The sequence below is a fragment of the Daejeonella oryzae DSM 19973 genome (genome assembly GCF_000422945.1).
GTDB lineage: Bacteria > Bacteroidota > Bacteroidia > Sphingobacteriales > Sphingobacteriaceae > Daejeonella > Daejeonella oryzae.
In genome coordinates, this window is sequence record NZ_AUHA01000002.1 from 1,248,872 (window position 1) to 1,271,808 (window position 22,937).

The following is a 22,937-nucleotide window of genomic DNA, read 5'->3' on the forward strand; positions in this document are numbered from 1 at the left end:
TTGTGACATGAAGTTCGGTGTTGTAATTTTTCCCGGGTCTAATTGCGATGAAGACGTAATTTACGTTTTAGAGCATATAATGGGCCAGGAGGTTGTTCGTCTTTGGCATAAAGACCACGACCTTAAAGGTGTTGATTTTGTAGTTTTACCAGGCGGGTTTTCTTTTGGAGATTACCTGAGATCGGGGGCTATCGCCCGTTTTTCTCCGGTAATGCAGGAAGTTATTCAGTTTGCCAATAAAGGCGGTTATGTTCTGGGAATTTGTAACGGATTCCAGATTCTGGCCGAAGCCGGTCTTGTTCCGGGCGCTTTATTACATAATAGTACCCGTAAATTCATTTGCAAGAATATTTACCTTAAAACAGAAACAACCAATTCGCTGATTACTTCTGCTTTAGATCCTGATAAAATTCTTAAAATACCGATTGCACACGGTGAAGGAAATTATTTCGCGGAAGCAGATGTACTTAAAAAATTAGAGGACAATGATCAGATATTGTTCCGCTACTGCGATGAAGCCGGAAACATCACTCAGGATTCGAACATTAACGGCTCCCTGGTTAATATTGCGGGAGTTTGCAATGAGAAAAGAAATGTTTTTGGTATGATGCCACATCCCGAAAGAGCTGCAGATTCTATTCTGGGCAATCAGGATGGTTTGGGGATCTTTGAATCGATATTAAAAACGGTGAATGCTTAATGGCAAATCTTGTTATTGACATTGGAAATTCAAGAACCAAATTTGCCGTATTCAATAACAGCGATCTTAAAGAAGTATTTACTGACCTTACCGTAAAAGATGTTGAATTACTGATTTCGAAATTTCAGATCAGCTCCAGCATACTTTCATCAGTAAGAAATGATGCTGAAGAATGGGAAGCGGTTTTAAAACCGAACACTTCTTTTTTAAGATTCTCCGCTCATTCTAACCACAATATTCAAATTGGCTATAAATCGCCACAAACTTTAGGACTTGATCGATTGGCCGCCATTATTGGTGCACAATCTTTATTTCCGCGGCGAAACTGCCTGGTTATTGATTCCGGAACCTGCATTACTTATGATGCCATTGATGCAGAAGGATATTACTCAGGGGGAAGTATTTCGCCGGGTTTAAACATGAGGTTTCAGGCGATGCATACTTTTACCGGCCGGTTGCCCTTATTAGAACTTGACGAAAATTTTTCGGACTGGCAGGGCACCGATACAATCTCCGCTATGCAATCGGGCGTAGTAAATGGCGGCTGCGCCGAAGTAATTGATTTTATAAAAAAGTACGATTCACGATATCCAAACCTGCAAATTATACTCTGCGGGGGCGACGCGAATTTTTTTGATACTCGGTTGAAAAGTAGCATCTTTGCGCACACTTTTACGACCGAGCCACATTTGGTTCTTATTGGCTTAAACAAAGTTATACATCAGCATAATGATAAAAATTTTTAAATCTGTTCTTGTTGCTTTTATATTATTTACAGCAATTTCTGTTTCTGCACAAACTACATCCAGTTCTCCATATTCACAATTTGGTTTAGGCGATTTAAAAGGATCTTTGTTGCCTCAGAACAGGGCAATGGGTGGAATCAGTGCCGGATACCGTAAACCGGGTCCGTACAGTAATATAAACCTGGCTAACCCTGCTTCGTATTCTGCCATACAATTAACCACATTTGATATTGGAGCTTATACAGGTTTACGCCAGCTCAGCAATTCCAGTACGTCTGAAAACAGTTTCAATGCCTCTTTAAGCCATATCACCTTTGCCATGCCGGTTAACAAAAAATCAGCATTAAGCTTTGGTTTATTGCCTTACAGCGAAGCAGGTTATCAATACAAAAATTCAGGGACTATTGATACAACCAAAGTAGATTATATATATGGTGGCGATGGAGGCTTATCCAAAGCATATCTTGGTTACGGATTGCTGCTTGGTAAGAATTTAAGCCTTGGCTTTAACGTGGGATATATTTTTGGTAACATCAAAGAAATCCGTTCTGCAGAATTTCCAACAGAACCTTCTGCATTAAATTCACGCACTCAGCAGGGCAATAATATCAATGGCTTAAGTTATGATTACGGTTTGCAATACATTGCAAACGTTTCTAAAACCAGTAAATTAATCATCGGCTATTCCGGAAATGCGGGAAGTAAGCTGAATTCCACAAGTTCTACAGTTGCCACCCGGTACCGTAAAGATTTTTTCCTGGGAGATGAATCACCTGCGCTGGATACAACTTTCATTGCAGAGGGAACCAAGAGAAAACTGAATCCGCCTTTAACGCATACCATAGGTTTTGCTTTTGAAAAAACGAATAAATTATTAATTGGTGCCGATGTATCTTACGCTAGATGGTCTGAATATACCGATGGTGGTGTAAATAAAGGTTTAAATGATACCTATGGCATTGCTTTGGGAGGTCAGTATACGCCTGATATCTCAGCTGTTTCTAATTATTTTAAGCTGGTTGATTACCGTTTTGGTTTAAAGTACGACAAGACCTATGTTAACATCGGCAATAATGATATTAACCAATATGGTTTGACTTTCGGAATGGGCCTTCCGCTTCCTTCAAATCGCTCCAGCTTTTATAAAATAAATTTTGCAGCCGAACTTGGGCAGCGTGGCACAATGAATAATAGCCTGATTCGGGAGCGTTATATAAACCTGTCGCTGGGATTTACGCTTAATGATCAGTGGTTTATCAAGCCAAAATTTGATTAATCCAAAAGTACATGAATAGTTTTCGAATCATCGTTCTAGGTTCATTTTTAATGATTGCGATGGTTTCGTGCGAAAATGATTTAAAAGACGTCGAAAAGATTTCATCAAAGAAAATAGCGGTTCCTGTAGACCGATCAACCGGTGTGGAGATCATATACAGTGATTCGGCTAAAGTAAAAGCCAGAATGATCACTCCTGAACTTTTGCATTTTAAAACCAGCAACCCTTATTATGAGATGAAAAAGGGAGTTGAAATCATTTTTCTGGATGCTAATCAGAAACAAAATAGTCGTGTAACCGCAGATTATGCTATCCGTTATGAAAATGAACGTAAAGTGGAATTGAAAAAAAATGTGGTGGCCGTTAATGAAAAAGGGGAAACCTTTAAATCTGACGAGCTGATCTGGGATGAAAATAAGAAACGGTTTACATCCAATAAACTGGTCAGCATTACTTCCAGCGGAAATACATTATCCGGAACTAGTTTTTGGGCCAATGAGAACTTTTCATATTATGAGATCACTCAGTCAACGGGCGACTTAAGCCTATCTGATAAAGCAGGATTTTAGTTATATCTGATCTTTAATATGCTTTATTATTAAACAGAAATATGTTTTTAAGCGATTTTTTACTCAATACTGAGAATCAGAATTTTGTCTTAGTATATTTTTCTAAAAATTGTATCTTGCGCCTCTTTTGAAATAACTGAAATAAATTTGATATGGGAATAATGAGTTTTTTGCGGAACCGTGCCGGAGCAATCATCGTAGGGGTGATCGGTTTTGCAATTGTTGCTTTTTTGCTTGGCGATGCTATTCAGGTGGGTACTCCATTCTGGCAGGCAAGTCAGAATGAGGTTGGTGAAGTTGCTGGCGAAACAATATCGATCCAGGAATTTAATGACAAAGTAGAAGTCAATAGTAATAATTTTAAGCAGCAAATGGGTCAGAGTAATCTGAACGCACAAATGACTGCCTATGTAGTTGAAAATACCTGGAACCAGACTATTTCTCAAATCCTGATGGATAAAGAAATTAAGCGATTAGGCATGCAGGTAAGTAAAAATGAGCTGAATGATCTGATTACAGGTAAAAATCCTGATCCGCAGGTAGTTCAGAATTTTGGCGATCCGCAAACCGGTCAGGTAAATCGTGCACAGTTGAATTCATTTTTAGATAATATTAAAACTCAGGATCCCAACAGCGAATTAAGCAAGCAGTGGACTCAGTTTTTAGTAAATATTCGTCTGAACAGATTGTCTGAAAAATACAACAATCTTGTAAAAAACAGTTTATATGTAACCTCATTAGAGGCACGTGAAGATTACAGCCAGCGTAATAAATTAGCTAATTTCAAATATGTAAGCCTGGATTATTCATCTATTGCTGATGCAGAAATTAAATTGACTGATGAGGATTACAAAACTTATTACAATGAAAATAAGCATCTTTTTAAGAATCCTGAAGAGACCCGTACGTTTGAATATGTAGTTTTTGATGCCAATCCTTCAAAAGAGGATTCAATAGAAACGAAAGCTCGTATTAATAAATTGGTGACTGATTTCAGAGCTACTACAAATGATTCACTTTTTGTGAGCATTAATTCAGATACAAAAACTCCAGTATCTTATGTACGCAAAGGACAGTTAGATCCAGCGTTGGATTCTTTGGTATTTTCTGCTTCCAGCGGAACATTGGTTGGTCCGATATTCAGCAACGGAACGTACCGTTTAGCTAAAGTGCTGGATGTTAAAGTTGGTCCTGATTCAGTAACAGCAAGTCATATATTAATTAATCCTGCTGCCGAAGGTGGTTTGGATAAAGCTAAAGTGAAAGCAGATTCAATTAAAAACCTGATACAGTCTGGCGCAAGTTTCGCAGAATTGGCCGCTAAATTCGGAACTGATGGTTCTAAAGAAAAAGGTGGTGAATTAGGAACATTTGCAAGAGGTGCTATGGTGCCTGCATTTGAAGAGGTGGTTTTTAACGGCAAGCCTGGCGATCTTAAAGTTATCAGTACTCAGTTTGGAGTTCATGTTATAAAAATCAATGCACAGAAAGGTTCATCAAAAGTAGCGAAGGTTGCTTTGGTTGATAAAGCCCTGGCAAGCAGTAATAAAACACAGCAGGAAGCTTACGGAAAAGCATCTGCTTTCTTAAGTCAGGCAGATAATGCCAAATCTTTTGACGAACAGGTTAAAAAATCAGGTTACCGCAAACTGATTGCAGAAAACGTAAACGCTTCTCAGGCTTCTATTGCAGGTATTGAGAATCCGCGTGAATTAGTTCGCTGGGCATTTAAATCTGATGAAGGAGATGTTTCAGATCAGGTTTTTGAAATGGACAACAAATTTGTGATCGCTAAATTGATTACAGTTTCAGAGAAAGGTACGCTTGCATTAGATAAGGTAAAAAATCAGATCGAGCCGATGGTTCGGAAGCAGGTAAAAGCTAAAAAATTAAAAGAGAAATTAACGAACGCATTAAGCGGAGTAAATTCTATCGATCAGCTTGCTCAGAAAGTTGGAAAGACAGCTGTTCCGGTTCAAAATGTTGTTTTTGCCAACCCGATGATACCAGGAGTTGCGCAGGAAAATAAAGTTGTAGGTACGGTCTTTGGTTCTAAGCCAGGCAAATTGTCTCCTGTTATTGAAGGCGAAAACGGAGTATATGTAATTGTTTTAAATGGTTTCAGCAACCCTGCACCTTTAACAAATGCATTTAAGCAAAAGGCTCAAATATCTCAGGGTCTTGTTCAGAGAGCACCAACAGAAACATTTAAAGTATTACGTGACAAAGCAGAGATCAAAGACAATCGTGTTAAGTTCTTTTAATAGCTTTAATCATTAACTTTGTATCCGGAAGAGATTTATGCTCTTCCGGATTTTTTGTTTTAAATGCTTTTATAATTAAAGCGGTTATTTATTCAGGATAATGGACATTCAGGAAAATATAATAAATAAAGTTGCCCAAAGCGGCCTGGTCAGTATCGATCTGGCAGATCTTTATCCGGCTGGTGAACGGGTTTTATATGATATCAAAGACAATCTGTTTCATGGACTGATTCTTCGTGAAAAGGATTTCAGAGAATTTGTAAAAGAACATGACTGGACTCAGTATCAGGATAAACATGTAGCTGTGATTTGTTCTGCCGACGCTATTGTTCCAACATGGGCATTTATGTTACTGGCAACTAAATTATCTCCTTTTGCAGCAAGTGTTGTATTCGGGAACCTGGACACTTTAGAAACTATATTATTTCAGCGGCAATTGTCAAATATTGATGCCGAGCTTTATCGGGATCAGCGGGTTGTAATAAAAGGATGTGGCGAAATTGCAGTGCCAATATCAGCGTATCTGGAAATCACTTCCCGGTTAACCGGAATAGCTAAAAGTATTATGTATGGCGAGCCATGCTCTACAGTGCCAATTTATAAGCGTAAAGATTAATGGTTTGCTTTTTGTAATATTCTGATCATGAGAAAAATATCCGTTATTCTGCTGTTTGTTTTTGCTTCATCGTTTGCTGTGTCGCAGGATCTTCTAAATAATTTGCAACCGGTTTTTAAAGCCGGAGAACAATTGAATTATAGATTTCGCTATGGATTTATTACTGCAGCAGAAGCTACATTGAAGGTTTCTGATTCAAATATAAAGTTTGATAATAAACCAATATTTCATTTAACCGCCGAAGGTCGTACGGCAGGCACATTCAATGTTTTTTATAAAGTACATAATCGCTATGATTCATACATCGACCGTTCCGGATTGCTGCCGTATCTTTACACAGAGAATATTCGTGAAGCAACTTATCGCCGAAGTGACAAGGCAAGATTCTACCAGAATGAAAAGAAAGTAGTAGCTAAAAAGGGAACTTTTAAAGGCGGCAGTCAGACATTTGATATTGTTTCAGCGTATTATTTCGCCCGAAGTCTGGATATTTCCCAACTTAAAAAAGGTGATAAATTTGATCTGGATTATTTTCTGAAAGATGGAATTTCTACGATGAGTATCCAGTATGTTGGAAAGGAAAAAGTTAAAACTGCATTAGGAAATGTTAACTGTCTTAAATTCAGCCCCTCAATTCAGCCCGGCCGTATTTTTCGCAAGGACAGTAAATTATACCTTTGGATAACCGATGACGGCAACCGTATACCGGTAAAAGCACAGGTTGAAATATTGGTGGGATCTGTTACCATGGAATTAACAAGTGCAAACGGCTTAAAATATCCGTTTACAGCAGCGGTTAAATAGCTCATAACAACATAAGCCTGTGGGCAATAATATAATAGTGAATGATAGAAGTACAGGGCACTTTGGTGCATGAGGATATTGTTAAAGAAAACTTTGTCTGTAATTTAAATAAGTGCAAAGGGGCGTGTTGTGTCGAGGGTGATTCAGGTGCTCCGCTGGAACGTTCTGAACTGGCAATTCTTGATGAAATTTATCCTCATGTTAAGCCTTACATGACAGAAAAAGGGATCAAAACTATAGAGGAATCAGGAACTTTTGTGAAAGATTTTGAAGGAGATTATACAACTCCTTGTGTAGATACTTTTAAAGAATGTGCCTATGTTACTTTTGAAAACGGGATCACCAAGTGCGCAATTGAAAAAGCATATGAAGATGGAAAAATAGCCTGGAAAAAACCCATTTCCTGCCACCTTTACCCTATCAGAATAACCAACTATCCCGAATTTGAAGTTCTGCATTATGATCGCTGGAATATATGCAGTCCCGCATGTGCGTTTGGCAATGAGCTTAAAGTTTCTGTATATGAGTTCCTCAAAGATCCGCTGATTCGGAAATATGGTGCCGACTGGTATGCCGAACTGGAAGAAAAAGTAGTTTATCTTAATCAGGCTAAACTGATCTGAGAATTTAATTAATTTTTAATCCTCTGAACTGCATTTCCGTTTAACGAAATGCTTTGATTCTTAATCCAATAATTAAGGGAAGGATTAAAAGACTCAGGTTTATCCTTAATTATTATCTTTACGCGAATTTTAAAATCCACAATTTGAAAGGTATAATATTAGCAGGCGGTTCAGGTACCAGGTTGCATCCGCTAACGTTGGCAATGAGCAAGCAAATGATGCCGGTTTATGATAAACCGATGATCTATTATCCATTGTCTATTTTAATGCTGGCTGGCATACGCGAAATATTAATTATTTCTACTCCGCATGATCTGCCTAATTTCGAAAAGCTTCTTGGAGATGGCAGCCAGATCGGTTGTAAAATTTCTTATAAAATTCAGGAGATACCAAACGGCCTGGCTCAGGCTTTTGTAATTGGAGAAGAATTTATTGGTAAAGATAAAGTGGCGCTGGTTCTTGGAGATAATATTTTCCATGGTGATGGCTTGTCACGTTTACTGCAAACAATGAATGATCCCGACGGAGGTGTAGTTTTTGCCTACCAAGTTTCAGACCCTGAACGATATGGAGTGGTGGAGTTCGATAAGAATAATAACGTATTGTCAATCGAAGAAAAGCCTGAACATCCGAAGTCAAATTATGCTGTTCCGGGACTATATTTCTATGATAATTCTGTTGTAGAAATAGCTAAAAATATAAAAGCTTCCCCAAGGGGAGAATTTGAAATAACAGATATAAATAAAGAATATCTGCAGAATGGGAAATTAAAAGTAGGAGTACTGAGCCGCGGAACAGCCTGGTTAGACACCGGAACATTTGCTTCTTTAATGCAGGCCGGCCAGTTTGTTCAGGTTATTGAAGAACGCCAGGGTTTAAAAATAGGTTGTATTGAAGAAGTTGCTTACCGAATGGGTTTCATTAACGCAGATGAACTTAGAGAAATAGCGAAGCCATTGTTTAAAAGCGGGTATGGCCAATATCTTCTTAAATTGCTGAAGTAAATCAGACATCATCATATTAAATGATGTCAAAAATTTGCTCAGAGTTTCATTAAGATTAATAAAGTGCTGTTTAATAGGATGATAAATGCCTTACCTTTGATACTCTTTAGTTTACACCACTGGTTTAAAAACAATTCGCCAATTTAAATGATTGATATTTTCAGGATAGTTAACAGATATAAAAATTAATGAAGGTTGCTTTAATAACAGGGATTACAGGCCAGGATGGAGCTTATTTGGCTGAATTTCTGCTCAAAAAAGGCTATTTTGTTCATGGTTTGAAAAGAAGAAGTTCTCTGTTCAATACTGATAGAATTGATCATTTATATCAGGATCCTCATGAAGAGAATCTGAAAATTAAACTTCATTATGGAGATTTAACGGATTCTACCAACCTGATAAGGATCATTCAGGAAACACAACCCGATGAAATTTACAACCTGGCTGCAATGAGCCATGTAAAGGTGAGTTTCGATACACCCGAATATACTGCCAATGCAGATGGCATAGGCACACTTCGTATTCTCGAAGCTGTGAGATTATTGGGTTTGAGCAAAAAAACACGTATTTATCAGGCATCCACTTCAGAATTATATGGTTTGGTTCAGGCTGTGCCCCAAAGTGAAACCACGCCTTTTTATCCCAGATCTCCGTATGCCGTTGCAAAGATGTATGCTTACTGGATTACAGTAAACTATCGCGAAGCTTATGATATTTTTGCCTGTAACGGAATATTGTTTAATCATGAAAGTCCGGTGCGGGGAGAGACTTTTGTAACCCGCAAAATTACCAGAGCTGCTGCAAAAATAGCCTTGGGATTGCAAAATTGTTTATACCTGGGCAATTTATCCGCCCAACGGGATTGGGGTCATGCAAAAGATTATGTGGAGGCGATGTGGTTAATTCTTCAGCAAGAAAAGCCGGAAGATTTCGTTATTGCAACCGGAATCACTACTCCCGTACGTGAATTTGTGCGGATGGCTTTTGCGGAGTTAGGAATTGAAATCGCATTTAGCGGAAAGGAAGAATTTGAAAAGGCTGTGATTATTGATGTGGATGAAAATCGCTGTACTGAACTTGGACTGGATTCAGATCTCTTAAAAATGGGCCAAACTGTTGTGAAGGTTGACCCTAAATATTTCAGGCCGACAGAGGTTGATCTGTTATTGGGAGATCCGTCAAAATCCAATTCTAAATTGGGATGGATTCCTAAGTATGATTTGGCGGCATTGGTAAAGGAAATGACTCTTTCAGATTTGCATCTGATGAAAAAGGATGAATACCTGAAAAAAGGTGGTTACAAGGTTTTAAATTACTTTGAATAATATCCCTCAGCATGAGGTTAAAAATAGCCTGTGAATGTGGCTAAAAAATAGAATAATGAAATTAACATACATAAAACTTAGCCGGTTTTTTTTACTTTTTGCAGCACTGTGCTTTGCGGCTCCGGTATTTTCCCAAACAGTAAATCCTCAGAACCTGAGCAGCATTCGCGTGGATGAGCTGAGTGATGACCAGGTCCGCCAGTTTATGAAACAGGTTGAATCAACCGGACTGGGCGAAAGCCAGCTGGAACAGGTTGCATTGGCCAGAGGAATGCGTCCGGAAGAAGTTCAAAAATTACGGGCAAGAATAGAGAAACTAAAACAGGGCGGTCAGACTAAATCTCAAACCACTGTTGAATCTCCTGCAGTAAAGCAGAATGGCAGAGAATTAAACTATACACCTGATACCACAGAAGTCAGAGTTGATGCTAAAACGGAAGCAGAAAAAGCTCTTGGTGAATTGAGAGCTAAAATATTCGGGGCAAGTCTGTTTAAGAATACCAATCTTACTTTTGAACCAAATTTAAGGATTGCAACACCAAGAAACTATGTTATTGGCCCTGATGATGATATTCAGATAGATATTACCGGAGATAATGAGGCTAATTATACACTAAAGGTCTCACCGGAAGGTACTATTCGTATTGAATATGCGGGCATGGTATCGGTTAGCGGTTTAACAGTTGAACAGGCTTCTTCAAAAATCCGGTCACGGCTTGCGGCAACTTATCCGGGAATCAGAAGCGGAAGAACCAGTGTTGCAATTGGAATAGGCAATATCCGCAGCATCAAAGTAACCCTGCTTGGAGAAGTAGTTAAGCCCGGTTCTTATACTCTTCCGTCGTTAGCAACAGTATTTAATGCATTATATGTTTCGGGCGGGCCCAATGAGAACGGATCATTTCGCGAGATCGAAATAATCCGTGGTAACCGGGTTGTTGGAAAACTGGATGTTTACGATTTTCTTTTAAAAGGATTCCAAACAAATAACATCCGATTGCAGGACAATGATATCATTCGGGTTCCAACGTATCGCACACGTGTTGAATTTGTTGGAGAAGTAAAAAGACCGGCTTTATTTGAAGTGCTCCCCAATGAAACTTTACAGGATGTAATTAATTTTGCAGGCGGTTTTTCTGACCAGGCTTATAGTTCGAGAATTAAAGTTCTTCAAAATACAGATCGTGAACGAAGAATAACAGATGTTTTTTCGGGTGATTTCAATAAATATAAGCCCAAAACAGGGGATAAGTATTTCGCGGAAACCATACTCGATCGTTTTGAAAACCGGGTAGTGATTGAAGGAGCTGTTTTTCGTCCCGGCCAATTTGAACTTGAAAAAGGTCTGACTTTATCACTTCTTATACAAAAAGCCGAGGGAGTTAAAGAAGAAGCATTTTTACCCAGAGGATATATAACACGCCTTAAAGCGGATAACAGCCCTGAACTTATCTCCTTTGATCTTGAAAAAATATTATCAGGCGCTATTCCTGATATTCCGCTGCAGCGTGAAGATATTATTACCATTTCTTCCATATTTGATTTAAGGGAAGAATTTACGGTAAGTATTACCGGAGAGATCAGAGAGCCCGGGGATTTTAAGTACTCGAATAATATGACACTGGAAGATCTGATTATTTTATCCGGTGGATTTAAAGAAGGAGCCAGTGCCAAGCGAATTGAAATTTCCAGAAGGGTAAAGGACAGTGATGTGAATTCTATTTCTGCAGTTTCCTCTCAGGTATATCAGGTAGATGTGGATAAGGACCTGAAGTTTAAAGGAGATAAGTTTATTATTCAGCCTTTTGATATTGTTGCTGTACGTAATGAAAGTGGATATGAAATTCAGCGTCAGGTAAAAGTGGAGGGACAGGTTAAATATCCGGGAACCTACACCATCAGCCGTAAGGATGAGCGGATTTCGGATATTGTGGAACGTGCCGGTGGTTTAACAGCGTTAGCCTATCCTGCAGGAGCTTCTTTAAAGCGCCCCGGTGTAGAAGATTCTGCTGATAAGAATAAATTGAATAAAAAAGAAGAGGATACTGAAAGAATGGCCCGGCTGGAACGCATACAGGGAAGTACTCAGGATACATCAGCGATAGATATCTCATCAATCGTAAAAAACGTTTATGTAGGTATAAATCTGGAACGGATACTGGAAAAGCCCCGTTCAAAGAATGATTTAATACTGGAAGAAGGTGATATTCTGAGAGTGCCAAAGCAATTGCAAACTGTAAAGATCAGCGGGGAAGTTCTTTACCCGGTAACAACAATTTATAATTCGGGAAGCGGTTTTCAGCAATACATTTCTCAGGCCGGAGGATTCTCAGACAGATCTTTAAAACGCCGGGCGTACGTTGTATATGCCAATGGTGCGGTTAAGAGCACCAAGAAGTTTTTATTTTTCAATAACTATCCCATAGTTAAGCCCGGTGCAGAAATATTTGTTCCCAAAAAGAGTGATAGAAATAAATTAAGCATACAGGAAGTGGTGGGAATATCTACGGGTTTGGCTTCATTAGCGGCTATTTTCATAACCTTATTCAGATAATAAGAGATAACAGATTTAATGGAAAAGAATCAAATAGATACACCAAATGCTTATTCCGCAGAAAGCAATGAAATATCTCTTCAGGAGGTAGCTTTCAAATTTCGTGTATGGTGGGATTATCTGATATCTAAATGGATGGTTATTCTATCAATGGGTTTATTGGGGGGAATCCTGGGATTGGCTTTTGCCTTTTATAAAAAACCGGAATATATTGCTGTTACCACATTTGTATTAGAAGAAAGCGGGGGCGCAGCCGCAGGAGGCTTAGGCCAGGTTGCAGGTTTGGCAGCCTTAGCCGGTATTGATATTGGCGGCGGTGGAGAAGGGATATTCCAGGGAGATAATATTGCCGCTTTATATAAATCCCGGTCCATGCTGGGAAAAGCTTTATTAACCGAAATAGATGTAGATGGCAATAAGCAATTACTTATTGACCGATATATAGATTTTATGGGTCTTAGAGATAAATGGGAAAATAAGCCCGCATTGGTAAATTTAAAATTTTCGAAAGCTGTTGATCAGCCCAGAACTCGTCTTCAGGATAGTGTTATTGGGGAGATCATTGAAGATATTAATAAGAAATATCTGAAAGTTGAAAAGCCCGATAAAAAGTTAAACGTTATTGATGTTTCTTTTGCCGCAGAAGATGAAATATTTGCCAAAACGTTTAATAATACGATAGTTTCAACGGTGAACGATTTTTATGTTCAAACCAAAACAAAAAAATCATTATTGAATATTGGGATATTGCAGCATAAAACCGATTCGGTGAGAGCGGTTATGAACGGAGCGATAAGTTCTGCAGCCCGCGTGATCGATGCTACACCAAATCTAAACACCACGCGGCAGGCTCAGCGGGTAGCACCTGTTCAAAGGTCGCAGTTTACTGCAGAAACAAACAAAGCCATACTGGGTGAACTTGTTAAAAATCTGGAGCTATCTAAAATGAATTTCCTGAAAGAGAAACCGCTTATTCAGGTTATTGATGAACCTGTATATCCGCTTAAGAAGGAAAAATTAAGTAAGATTAAGTTAGGTGTTATGGGCTTTTTTATAGCCACAGTATTAACAGTTTTTATATTAATTTTTAAACGTTTTTTTAAAAAACTGGGAGAAACGGCTCAATAAATTTCAATGGAAGTTTTAGAGAAAGTTATCGCAATAATTTACAGCATAATCATTTTAGCCAATGCTCTTGTTTTAAGAAGAATGATGGGAACATGGTTATTTCCGGCCTGCATTCTTTCTTTATTCTGGTTTTTTTATACTTTCTTTCCGCTGGTTTTTTTATTTGAAGTTCCCGTAAATTCAAATTCCATTGCTTTCATCACACTGGCAATTTTACTATTCTCAGCTCCATCTCTGTTGTTTAATTGGGGCAAAGCATTTAAGGACAATTTAAAAAAACCCAATCCGGCCATGGTATTCAATACCAGGTTTCTGAAACTGACCCTCTTTTGTTCAATTTTAATATCGGTGTTTTCATCCCTTTTACATGTTACGGCGCAGGGTTTTGGGTTTATGGATGTTTTTACAGATCCGGTATTGGTTGCAACCACATTTGCTGCTTCAAGATATGCCGAAACCTTGGTTTATACGATGTTTGGTCCGCTAAGTCTGGTGTTTTCAAACATATCCGTGGTAATTGGAGGCCTTGTTTTTGGATCATCGCAAAGCGGGAAAAATAAAAAAATTCTATTCGCTTTCCTGCCATCCATTATTATTATGCTGACGCAATCCTCCAAGGGTTTACTCTTTTTATCTCTCTTTCTTTTCCTTGGCGGCATTTTGGTAAGCCGGGTTTATTTTAACAAGCTATCGACCTTTAATTTTAAGATTATCATCAAAGTTATAGGTGCCGCTGTATCATTAATTATTCTGATCGGTTTATCATTTATATCCAGGGGCCTTCAGAATATTGAAGATCAGGGATTATTACTTACCAAATTAAGAGGACTTTTTGCTTCCTACTTTTTTACCCATATATATGGGTTTTCAGAATGGTTTACGGCGTATACCGGGGGCAGCACATCCATAAATTACGATACCAGTAATTACTATATGGGTTTTTATACACTCACTTCATTCTTTAAAATGCTGGGAGCCGAAAAGGTTACCTCTCCGGGCGTGTATGATGAGTTTTTTGTATATAAAGATCTGCTTGAATCGAATATCTATACCATTTTCAGAGGTTTGATCATGGATTTTGGAATGCCGGGCTCTCTGGTATTTATGTTGGTGATGGGCTTTTTAGTGCATTTTGTTTATTACCTGTTTTTAAGGCAAAGCCGACCGGTTCTTACAGTTTTGCTGGTCATATTTATGCTTGGCTTCTTTTACATGACTTTTATAATAAGTATGTTAACATGGGTAATTATTCCATTTACATTCCTGATATGTTATCTGATTTTGAAATTTAATAATTACGACTTTGTTGTTAAGCGAACTGTTTAAAAATAATAAGATCCGCTATTCTTTATACATTCTGATTGCTCAGGGTTTATTCATGTTATCCAATTTATATATCAATCACTGGATAAGTAAAACCTGGGATGTGGAGGGCTTCGCTACCTATAATCTGGTTAAAAGAATCTCTGCCTTTATTGCATTTCCGCTGTTAATAGGTGCTGGCATAGGTATTCCCAGGTATATCAGCTTTCTGAAAACCGAAATTAACAATCAGAGTGTTGAGTACCTGATTTCGGGATTGCTTCTGTTTTTAAGCAGCTTTTTAGTATTCACCGGTATTGTATTTATCTTCCCACAGATTTTATTAAAAGCTTTTGAAGATTCCTCTTTCAACTCAGCTAAAATTATTCTTAGTGTACTGATATTTGTTTTTAGCCAGGGTCTTTACATTCTTCTTAACGCATATTACCGGGGCCGTATTCAGTTTGGACTTACAAGTTTATGGAATGTGCTGATCATGTCCATATTGCCCTTGCTGGTTTTGTTCTTTGTGCCCAATGTATTTGTTTATTTCTACTATTATTCGCTGGGAACAATTATTCTAATTGGCAGTATCTTCGTTTATCTGGGGCGTAAAAGCCAGATCTCCGGAAGAAGAATCAAGTATAAAAGTTTAAGATTGTTCAAGTATGGATATCCCCGCATCATTGCCGATCTGGGATTATTTTCACTTGAATTTATTCCTATATTCCTGGTAAGCCTCTATATCGGATTGGCAGAATCCGGTTATCTGTCTATGAGTTTTATTCTGCTGAAACTTGCCTCAATGGTTTTTGAATTGGTTGGATCTTTAATTTTGCCGTATTTTGGTAAATTATTTAAAAATGAAAGCTCATCAGTATTTATTTCAAAAGTGAATCAATTATTAGTAATCGGAGTTTCTGTTTCAGTGCTCATATCTATTGTAATGTATTTTTTGATTCCGGTTATTATAAGCGAATTTTTTCCCGCTCTTGAAAAATCTATTTTACCCTCGCAACTCATCTTTATCGTATTCCCTGTTTACGCTATGTACCTGTTACTAAGAAATATTTTAGACGTAGTGATAAACAAGGCTTATAATTCTATCAATTTAAGCATCGTTTTTGTTATCCAGCTTATTATACTGGGAACGGGCTTTTATTTCAATAATTTTATTATTTATTCAGTCATGTCTGTTCTGATACCCTACTTCATTTTGGGGTTGCTTACGTACTGGGTTTGGACAAAAATGAGGAGAACTTTAAAACATGGATAATGCACTAAAAATCGCATTCGTATGTGTAAATTATAATAATTCTGATATTACACTTGAATACATTTTGAATGTAATTAAGATTAAAAAATCTCATGAGGTTAAAATCATTGTAGTTGATAATGCTTCTGCCCCGGGTGATATCGCTAAATTAGAAAAACATGTGGCTGACTACTCAGATGCTATACTGATCAGGTCTGATACTAATTTAGGATACTTTAAGGGATTAAATTTAGGGATAGACTGGGCTTTAAAAAATGGGTTCAATCAATATCAGGTGGTAGGAAATAACGATATTGAGTTTCACGATAATTTTTTGGAAGTTCTTCAGAATTTACCTCTTTCAGAAAACGAGCTTATCATTTCTCCGGATATCATAACCATCAACGGCATTCATGAAAATCCCCATGTAGTTAAAAGGGTATCGCCTGTAAGAATGCTCATGTTTGATATATATTACAGCAATTATTTTTTTGCTAAAATTATCACTTCATTTTATTCTGAGGCCCGAAAACCCAAACCTTTTGATCCGGAGAGAAAGCATATTTATATGGGAAATGGGGCACTCTATGTGTTAACGCCATATTTTTTTAAACACTTTCATAAATTGTGGGATATTCTTTTTCTATACGGCGAGGAAGCAATTTTAGGTGGACAGATTGCAAGCGTAGATGGGAAGATTTTATACGAACCCGAATTAAAATGCAATCACAATGAGTCTTCAACCACATCCAAACTGGGCTCTAAGAAAAAATATTATATAGTCAGAGAATCATACAAGGTTTACAGGAAATATCTAAAAGGAAATGCAAAACATACACAATAAAGTACTCTTAATTACAGGCGGAACAGGTTCGTTTGGTACTGCGGTTTTAAATAGATTTTTAAAAACAGATCATTTCAGGGAAATCCGGATTTTCAGCAGAGATGAGAAAAAGCAGGACGATATGCGTAATCAGTATAATAATGAAAAACTGAAGTTTTATATCGGCGATGTTCGCGACTATCAAAGTATTGAAAGGGCCATGCATGGAGTAGATTATGTATTCCACGCTGCTGCTTTAAAGCAAGTTCCTTCCTGTGAATTTTTCCCTTTAGAGGCTACAAAAACCAATGTTTTCGGCACCCAAAATACTATAGATGCCGCTGTTGCCAACAAAGTTTCCAAAGTAATTTGCCTGAGTACTGATAAAGCTGCTTATCCAATCAATGCAATGGGAATTTCTAAAGCTTTAATGGAAAAAGTGGCTATTGCTGCTTCCAGAAATATTATTGAAGACCGCACTATTGTTTGTTTAACGCGATACGGAAATGTAATGGCCTCCCGCGGATCTGTAATTCCTCTTTTTATAAAACAAATAAAAGAGGGTGGAGCGTTAACGCTTACCGATCCTAATATGACTCGCTTTTTGATGTCCTTAGATGAAGCCGTGGAGTTGGTTTTGTTTGCCTTTGAGCATGGAAACCAGGGCGACCTTTTTGTTAATAAGGCGCCGGCCGGTACCATTGGAGATTTAGCTCAGGCAATTAAAGAACTGTGCCGGGTAGATCGTGAGATAAAAATAATAGGAACCAGACACGGAGAAAAACTATACGAAACCCTGTGTACCCGCGAAGAGATGACCAAGGCACAAGATATGGGTGATTTCTACCGTATTCCGGCGGATAACCGCAACCTTAACTACAATCAATATTTCTCCGAAGGCGAGGTTGATATTTCTAAAATTGATGATTATCACTCCCACAATACGCAGCAATTAGGGGTGGAGGGAATGAAAAAACTATTGGTAAAATTGCCGGTTATTCAGGAAGCTATTAAAAATCATGCGGAATAAAGTTCCACAACTTATTGAAGGCGCCATATTCCGGGATGATCGCGGAACGATCAGCTCGTGTAACGGGTTCAACATGTCTGATGTTCAAAGGATGTATATGATTGCTCCTGCTTCGGCTGGCTTAGTCCGTGCATGGCAGGGTCATAAGCTGGAAGAAAAATGGTTTTTCTGTGTGGATGGCTCTTTTGAAATTAAATTGGTCGGTATCGATGATTTTGAAAATCCTGCCGATAATTTGTTTGTACAAAATTTCAGTCTGGAAGCCGGGCTTCCGCAGGTGCTGTTTATTCCCGGTGGCTATGCGAATGGATTTAAAGCCAGCTCTGAGAATTCAAGGTTAATAGTTTTTTCAAATTTTAATTTAACACAATCAACAGCAGATGATTTTCGATATCCTGCTGATAAATGGAACGTATGGTAAAAATTAAAGTCGGTATCACAGGCCAGCATGGCTTTGTGGGTGCTCATTTACATAATTATTTAAGCTTAAAAGAAGAAATTGAACTGATTCCTTTTGAGAAGAATTACTTTGATGATTCTGATAAACTCCAGAGTTTTGTTCAATCCTGCAATGCAATTGTTCATCTGGCAGCGATGAATCGCCATGAGGATCCGCAATTTATTTATGATACCAATGTAGGGCTTGTCAATAAACTAATTGAGGCATGCAAAGCTGCAGAGGTTCAGCCTCACATTTTGTTTTCATCATCTACTCAGGAAGAGAATGATAACTTATATGGGAGATCAAAACGTGACGGAAGGCTCGCTCTTGAATCATGGTCGAAGGAAAATAATTCTCTAGTAAGCGGTTTGGTGATCCCAAATGTATTCGGTCCATTCGGAAAACCATTTTACAACTCGGTAGTTGCAACTTTCTGTCACCAGTTAACCCACGGCGCTCAGCCGCAAATTAATGTAGACTCAGAAGTTTCTTTGATTTATGTAAATGATCTGATTGAAGAGATATTTTCAATCATCATTAATCCGAATAAGATTGAGGGAAGAGCGGAAGGTGCTTTAAGATATTGTATTCCCGCTCCTTACAAGAAAAAGGTATCACATATATTGCAACTTCTGGACTCTTACAAACTAGATTATCTTGAAAATGGTGCTTTCCCGGATTTAACAGATCCCTTTAAAAGAGATTTGTTTAATACGTTCAGATGTTATGTTCCGCAGGAATACTATCCGCATGCTTTTAAGTTGAACATAGATAACCGCGGCCAGTTTGTTGAAATTGCCAGAACAAATACACCCGGTCAAACATCATATTCTACAACCGTACCCGGAATTACCAGAGGTAACCATTTTCATACCCGAAAAGCTGAGCGCTTTGCAGTTATTAAAGGCAAGGCCCGCATTCAGCTCCGCAAAATAGACAGTGATGAGGTTATAAATTATTACCTGGATGGCGAAAAGCCTTCGTATGTGGATATGCCGGTTTGGTTTACACACAATATAACCAATATTGGTGAGGAGGAACTGATCACATTATTCTGGATAAATGAACCCTTTGATCAGGAGAATCCGGATACCTATTTTGTGAATGTATAATAAGCCTAGTTTTAATTCCCAAATATCAAATCTTTTTTAATGAAGAAATTAAAAGTTGTTACCGTAGTTGGTACCCGCCCCGAAATTATAAGATTATCATGTGTATTGCAGGCTCTTGATGCTTCAGAAGCTATTGAACATGTGCTGGTGCATACCGGTCAGAATTACGATTATGAATTAAATCAAATATTTTTTGACGATCTGGGGCTTAGAAAGCCCGATTATTTTCTGGAGGCTGCGGGAGTTACTGCCACAGAAACTATCGGGAAAATATTAATTAATATTGACCCTGTTTTAGAAAAGGAGCAGCCTGATGCATTTTTGGTTCTTGGCGATACCAATTCATGTTTATGCGCCATCCCGGCTAAAAAAAGACATATTCCCATTTTTCACATGGAAGCAGGAAACCGATGCTTTGATCAGCGGGTTCCGGAAGAAACGAATCGAAAAATTGTAGATCACATTTCTGACATCAACCTGACCTACAGTGATATCGCCAGAGAATATTTATTAAGAGAGGGTTTGCCTGCAGATCGCATTATCAAAACCGGCTCGCCCATGTTTGAAGTACTGAATAAATATCTGCCAAGTATTGAGGCTTCTGACATTTTGAAAAGGTTAAATCTTGAAAAACATAAATACTTTGTTGTTTCTTCACATCGTGAGGAAAATATCAATAGCGAAAAGAATTTTATGGGTTTGATGGAAAGCCTGAACCAGATCGCAGAAAAATTTGGTTTCCCAATTATAGTAAGCACTCATCCGCGTACGCGAAAAATGATCGAATCGAAAAATATTGAGATGCGCCCCGAAATTCAATTTTTAAAACCAATGGGATTTAACGATTACAATGCATTACAAATGAGATCTTACGCGGTGCTTTCAGACAGCGGAACAATCTCTGAGGAATCGTCCATTTTAAATTTTCCTGCCCTGAATATCCGTGATGCGCATGAGAGGCCTGAAGCAATGGAAGAAGCGTCTGTAATGATGGTTGGAATGAATCCGGAGCGTATTATGCAGGGTTTACTACAACTCTCAAACCTAAACCGGGATGAAAGAGCTTTTAGAAAAGTAAATGATTACAGCATGCCAAATGTATCGGGTAAAATGCTGCGCATTATTATCAGTTATGTTGATTATGTGAAAAGAGTAGTGTGGTCTGAAAACAGGTAATTATGACGCAAAAGCTTTGGGTGCTATCAGAACTCTTCTACCCTGATCAAACCTCCACGGGCTATATCATGACTGAGATTGCAGGCAGTCTGGCATCGGATAGACCAGTTCATGTCATTTGCGGGCCCGAAGGTTATGTAAGTGCTAATATTGATTCGGAAACCCGATTATCTGAAAATATTTTTATTGAAAGAGTAAGTATTGGTAACTGGGATAAGAATAAAGTATTTTCCAGAATCGTCAGAATGATTTTACTCACCCTGAAAATGTCTTTAAAGATTTATCGGCAAGCTAAACCGGGAGATAAAGTTTTGATGGTAACTAATCCGGCTCCTTTGCTTTTGCTGGTATCCGGAATCTGTAAATGGAAAAAAGTTAAATTGATCATCATCGTTCATGATGTTTTTCCGGAAAATTTACGTGCCGCAAAAATGGTTAACGACAGTAGTTTGATATATAAATTACTGCAGAGGCTATTTAATTCTGCCTACAAATCGGCGAATCTCCTAATTGTATTAGGGCGTGATATGCAAAAAATAATGATTGAAAAAACCGCTTTGCCTGCTCAAAGCATTCGTGTTATTGAGAACTGGGCGGATACAGAAAAAGTGTACCCCTTAATAGCAGAATCTGCTGGTCCACTTAAACTTCAGTTTGCAGGTAATTTTGGTCGTGTTCAGGGATTAATTCCTTTGTTAGAAGCACTTAATGAGGCTCAAAATGACCAGATAAAAATGGATTTTATAGGTGATGGTGCGATGCTGGAAAGCATGCAGGACTATTTACTACATCATAAATTGATGAATGTGAGTATTCTTCCTCCCTTTAATCGATCTGAGCAATTATCGGTATTAAATAACTGCGATATCAGTGTAGTTTCTTTAGCTGACGGAATGGTTGGTCTTGGTGTTCCTTCAAAAGCTTACAATATTTTAGCGGCAGGTAAGCCTATTTTGTTCATTGGTGACTCTAATTCAGAAATTGGGATAATGGTTCGGGAGCATCATATTGGTTGGGTTTTTCCGGAGTTTGGTGCAGATCTTATCTCATTCTTAAAAACATTGCGACCTGAGTTTCGGCCTGATATAAAACATATGGGAATAGCGGCCAGAAAACTCGCGGAAGTAAAATACAACAAATCTATTATTTTATATTCCTATAAAAACGCTATAGAAGCCGCATGAACTATTTGCTTACAGGGGCCAGAGGCTTTTTAGGGAAAATTATTTTAAATACCTTACCCGATATTGAATTTATAACTTTAGGAAGAACTGCATGCGATGTTATTGCAGATCTTTCTGTTGAAATTCCCGTACTTCCTTATTGTGAGCATGTATTACATGCTGCAGGGAAAGCCCACTCATTACCCCAAACCGAAGCTGAAAGAGAAGAATTTTTTAATGTTAATGTTAAGGGAACTTCCAATTTGTTGAAAGGACTTGAAAATGCCGGAATTCCCAAATCATTCATTTTTATAAGCTCTGTTTCTGTTTATGGCAGAGAAAGCGGAATCTTAATAAATGAAAATGAAAGTCTGTCGGCTAAAGATCCTTATGGCTTAAGTAAAATCGAGGCAGAGGAAATGATTCAGGCATGGTGTAAAAAGCATAAAGTTATCTGCTCCATTTTAAGATTGCCGCTGATTGCAGGACCTAATCCGCCAGGTAATCTTGGACAAATGATAAAAGCTATTAAAAAGGGATATTACTTTAACATCGGCGGAGGCAGAGCAAGAAAAAGTATCGTGCTTGCCGAAGATGTAGCACGAATTATTCCAATGGCTTCAGAAACTGAGGGGATTTACAATTTAACCGATGGTTATCATCCATCTTTTAAAGAACTGAGCGTAGTCATGGCCGAACAGCTTAATAAAAAAAATCCTCTGAATATTCCTGTTTTTTTAGCAAAAGCGATGGCTATGGCCGGAGATATTATTGGAAACCGTGCTCCGATTAATTCCAGCAAACTAAAAAAAATTACATCAGATCTTACTTTTGATGATTCAAAAGCCCGCAAATTATTAAGCTGGAGACCAAAGCCTGTTTTACAAAGTTTTAGAACATAAAATCGAAACTCAGAAATTAAATCAAGAAGCAGTTCTATTGTAATTGCTTAAAATATTTAGCAAGCTATAAAAAAGCAATTACCTTTATCCGTCCACACAGAATTTTAATAACCCGAAGTCTTA

Annotated in this window: 21 protein-coding genes; all 21 read left to right on the forward strand. The window is 38.0% G+C overall.

Features of this window, described 5'->3' with window-relative positions:
- Positions 1-7 precede the first annotated feature (7 nt).
- Complete coding sequence (gene purQ / locus G521_RS0105905; RefSeq protein ID WP_026897719.1) at positions 8-700, forward strand: phosphoribosylformylglycinamidine synthase subunit PurQ; 693 nt, start codon at positions 8-10, stop codon at positions 698-700.
- The gene (locus G521_RS0105910) at positions 700-1,446 is read left to right on the forward strand and encodes a type III pantothenate kinase (protein ID WP_026897720.1); all 747 of its coding nucleotides are present in this window, start codon (positions 700-702) and stop codon (positions 1,444-1,446) included. The genes purQ and G521_RS0105910 overlap by 1 nt, the downstream gene beginning before the upstream one ends.
- Positions 1,430-2,722 carry a PorV/PorQ family protein gene (locus G521_RS0105915; RefSeq protein ID WP_026897721.1) on the forward strand — a complete coding sequence of 431 codons (1,293 nt, stop codon included), beginning with the start codon at positions 1,430-1,432 and terminating at the stop codon, positions 2,720-2,722. The genes G521_RS0105910 and G521_RS0105915 overlap by 17 nt, the downstream gene beginning before the upstream one ends.
- A gap of 11 nt (positions 2,723-2,733) precedes the next feature.
- The gene (lptC, locus tag G521_RS0105920) at positions 2,734-3,291 is read left to right on the forward strand and encodes an LPS export ABC transporter periplasmic protein LptC (RefSeq protein ID WP_051189506.1); all 558 of its coding nucleotides are present in this window, start codon (positions 2,734-2,736) and stop codon (positions 3,289-3,291) included.
- 161 nt (positions 3,292-3,452) lie between these two features.
- Positions 3,453-5,555, forward strand: coding sequence for a SurA N-terminal domain-containing protein (locus G521_RS0105925; RefSeq protein ID WP_309425077.1), 2,103 nt, complete (start codon positions 3,453-3,455; stop codon positions 5,553-5,555).
- A 100-nt stretch (positions 5,556-5,655) separates the two neighbouring features.
- Positions 5,656-6,171, forward strand: a complete 516-nt coding sequence (locus G521_RS0105930) for a DUF2480 family protein (RefSeq protein ID WP_026897724.1) — start codon at positions 5,656-5,658, stop codon at positions 6,169-6,171.
- A gap of 27 nt (positions 6,172-6,198) precedes the next feature.
- Positions 6,199-6,975, forward strand: a complete 777-nt coding sequence (locus G521_RS0105935) for a DUF3108 domain-containing protein (RefSeq protein ID WP_155975675.1) — start codon at positions 6,199-6,201, stop codon at positions 6,973-6,975.
- 41 nt (positions 6,976-7,016) lie between these two features.
- Positions 7,017-7,598, forward strand: a complete 582-nt coding sequence (locus G521_RS0105940; protein WP_026897726.1) for a DUF3109 family protein — start codon at positions 7,017-7,019, stop codon at positions 7,596-7,598.
- Between the two features lie 143 nt (positions 7,599-7,741).
- The gene (rfbA, locus tag G521_RS0105945) at positions 7,742-8,602 is read left to right on the forward strand and encodes a glucose-1-phosphate thymidylyltransferase RfbA (protein ID WP_026897727.1); all 861 of its coding nucleotides are present in this window, start codon (positions 7,742-7,744) and stop codon (positions 8,600-8,602) included.
- 188 nt (positions 8,603-8,790) lie between these two features.
- Entirely contained in the window at positions 8,791-9,927 is a 1,137-nt protein-coding gene (gene gmd / locus G521_RS0105950; protein ID WP_026897728.1) for a GDP-mannose 4,6-dehydratase, read from the forward strand.
- Positions 9,928-9,982: 55 nt separating this feature from the next.
- Positions 9,983-12,481, forward strand: a complete 2,499-nt coding sequence (locus G521_RS0105955) for an SLBB domain-containing protein (RefSeq protein ID WP_036678219.1) — start codon at positions 9,983-9,985, stop codon at positions 12,479-12,481.
- Between the two features lie 18 nt (positions 12,482-12,499).
- On the forward strand, positions 12,500-13,609 hold the full coding sequence (locus G521_RS0105960; protein ID WP_026897730.1) for an LPS biosynthesis protein: 1,110 nt from the start codon (positions 12,500-12,502) through the stop codon (positions 13,607-13,609).
- Between the two features lie 6 nt (positions 13,610-13,615).
- Complete coding sequence (locus G521_RS0105965; RefSeq protein WP_026897731.1) at positions 13,616-14,935, forward strand: O-antigen polymerase; 1,320 nt, start codon at positions 13,616-13,618, stop codon at positions 14,933-14,935.
- Positions 14,916-16,187 carry an MATE family efflux transporter gene (locus G521_RS0105970; RefSeq protein WP_026897732.1) on the forward strand — a complete coding sequence of 424 codons (1,272 nt, stop codon included), beginning with the start codon at positions 14,916-14,918 and terminating at the stop codon, positions 16,185-16,187. Before G521_RS0105965 ends, G521_RS0105970 begins: the two co-directional genes overlap by 20 nt.
- Positions 16,180-17,010: a glycosyltransferase family 2 protein gene (locus tag G521_RS0105975; protein ID WP_026897733.1), complete on the forward strand. Its 831-nt coding sequence runs from the start codon at positions 16,180-16,182 to the stop codon at positions 17,008-17,010. The genes G521_RS0105970 and G521_RS0105975 overlap by 8 nt, the downstream gene beginning before the upstream one ends.
- The gene (locus tag G521_RS0105980; protein ID WP_026897734.1) at positions 16,991-18,019 is read left to right on the forward strand and encodes a polysaccharide biosynthesis protein; all 1,029 of its coding nucleotides are present in this window, start codon (positions 16,991-16,993) and stop codon (positions 18,017-18,019) included. Before G521_RS0105975 ends, G521_RS0105980 begins: the two co-directional genes overlap by 20 nt.
- Complete coding sequence (locus tag G521_RS0105985) at positions 18,009-18,440, forward strand: WxcM-like domain-containing protein (RefSeq protein ID WP_026897735.1); 432 nt, start codon at positions 18,009-18,011, stop codon at positions 18,438-18,440. Before G521_RS0105980 ends, G521_RS0105985 begins: the two co-directional genes overlap by 11 nt.
- Positions 18,434-19,573, forward strand: a complete 1,140-nt coding sequence (locus G521_RS0105990; RefSeq protein ID WP_036678221.1) for a polysaccharide biosynthesis C-terminal domain-containing protein — start codon at positions 18,434-18,436, stop codon at positions 19,571-19,573. Before G521_RS0105985 ends, G521_RS0105990 begins: the two co-directional genes overlap by 7 nt.
- A gap of 39 nt (positions 19,574-19,612) precedes the next feature.
- The gene (gene wecB, locus G521_RS0105995) at positions 19,613-20,749 is read left to right on the forward strand and encodes a non-hydrolyzing UDP-N-acetylglucosamine 2-epimerase (protein WP_026897737.1); all 1,137 of its coding nucleotides are present in this window, start codon (positions 19,613-19,615) and stop codon (positions 20,747-20,749) included.
- Between the two features lie 2 nt (positions 20,750-20,751).
- The gene (locus tag G521_RS16595) at positions 20,752-21,933 is read left to right on the forward strand and encodes a glycosyltransferase family 4 protein (protein ID WP_036678224.1); all 1,182 of its coding nucleotides are present in this window, start codon (positions 20,752-20,754) and stop codon (positions 21,931-21,933) included.
- Positions 21,930-22,814, forward strand: coding sequence for an NAD-dependent epimerase/dehydratase family protein (locus G521_RS0106005; protein WP_026897738.1), 885 nt, complete (start codon positions 21,930-21,932; stop codon positions 22,812-22,814). Before G521_RS16595 ends, G521_RS0106005 begins: the two co-directional genes overlap by 4 nt.
- Positions 22,815-22,937 lie beyond the last annotated feature (123 nt).

Coding starts and splice junctions, on each gene's coding strand:
- purQ (WP_026897719.1), top strand. CDS start 8: ATGAAGTTCGGTGTTGTAATTTTTCCCGGGTCTAATTGCGATGAAGAC.
- G521_RS0105910 (WP_026897720.1), top strand. CDS start 700: ATGGCAAATCTTGTTATTGACATTGGAAATTCAAGAACCAAATTTGCC.
- G521_RS0105915 (WP_026897721.1), top strand. CDS start 1,430: ATGATAAAAATTTTTAAATCTGTTCTTGTTGCTTTTATATTATTTACA.
- lptC (WP_051189506.1), top strand. CDS start 2,734: ATGAATAGTTTTCGAATCATCGTTCTAGGTTCATTTTTAATGATTGCG.
- G521_RS0105925 (WP_309425077.1), top strand. CDS start 3,453: ATGAGTTTTTTGCGGAACCGTGCCGGAGCAATCATCGTAGGGGTGATC.
- G521_RS0105930 (WP_026897724.1), top strand. CDS start 5,656: ATGGACATTCAGGAAAATATAATAAATAAAGTTGCCCAAAGCGGCCTG.
- G521_RS0105935 (WP_155975675.1), top strand. CDS start 6,199: ATGAGAAAAATATCCGTTATTCTGCTGTTTGTTTTTGCTTCATCGTTT.
- G521_RS0105940 (WP_026897726.1), top strand. CDS start 7,017: ATGATAGAAGTACAGGGCACTTTGGTGCATGAGGATATTGTTAAAGAA.
- gmd (WP_026897728.1), top strand. CDS start 8,791: ATGAAGGTTGCTTTAATAACAGGGATTACAGGCCAGGATGGAGCTTAT.
- G521_RS0105955 (WP_036678219.1), top strand. CDS start 9,983: ATGAAATTAACATACATAAAACTTAGCCGGTTTTTTTTACTTTTTGCA.
- G521_RS0105960 (WP_026897730.1), top strand. CDS start 12,500: ATGGAAAAGAATCAAATAGATACACCAAATGCTTATTCCGCAGAAAGC.
- G521_RS0105965 (WP_026897731.1), top strand. CDS start 13,616: ATGGAAGTTTTAGAGAAAGTTATCGCAATAATTTACAGCATAATCATT.
- G521_RS0105975 (WP_026897733.1), top strand. CDS start 16,180: ATGGATAATGCACTAAAAATCGCATTCGTATGTGTAAATTATAATAAT.
- G521_RS0105980 (WP_026897734.1), top strand. CDS start 16,991: ATGCAAAACATACACAATAAAGTACTCTTAATTACAGGCGGAACAGGT.
- G521_RS0105985 (WP_026897735.1), top strand. CDS start 18,009: ATGCGGAATAAAGTTCCACAACTTATTGAAGGCGCCATATTCCGGGAT.
- G521_RS0105990 (WP_036678221.1), top strand. CDS start 18,434: ATGGTAAAAATTAAAGTCGGTATCACAGGCCAGCATGGCTTTGTGGGT.
- wecB (WP_026897737.1), top strand. CDS start 19,613: ATGAAGAAATTAAAAGTTGTTACCGTAGTTGGTACCCGCCCCGAAATT.
- G521_RS16595 (WP_036678224.1), top strand. CDS start 20,752: ATGACGCAAAAGCTTTGGGTGCTATCAGAACTCTTCTACCCTGATCAA.
- G521_RS0106005 (WP_026897738.1), top strand. CDS start 21,930: ATGAACTATTTGCTTACAGGGGCCAGAGGCTTTTTAGGGAAAATTATT.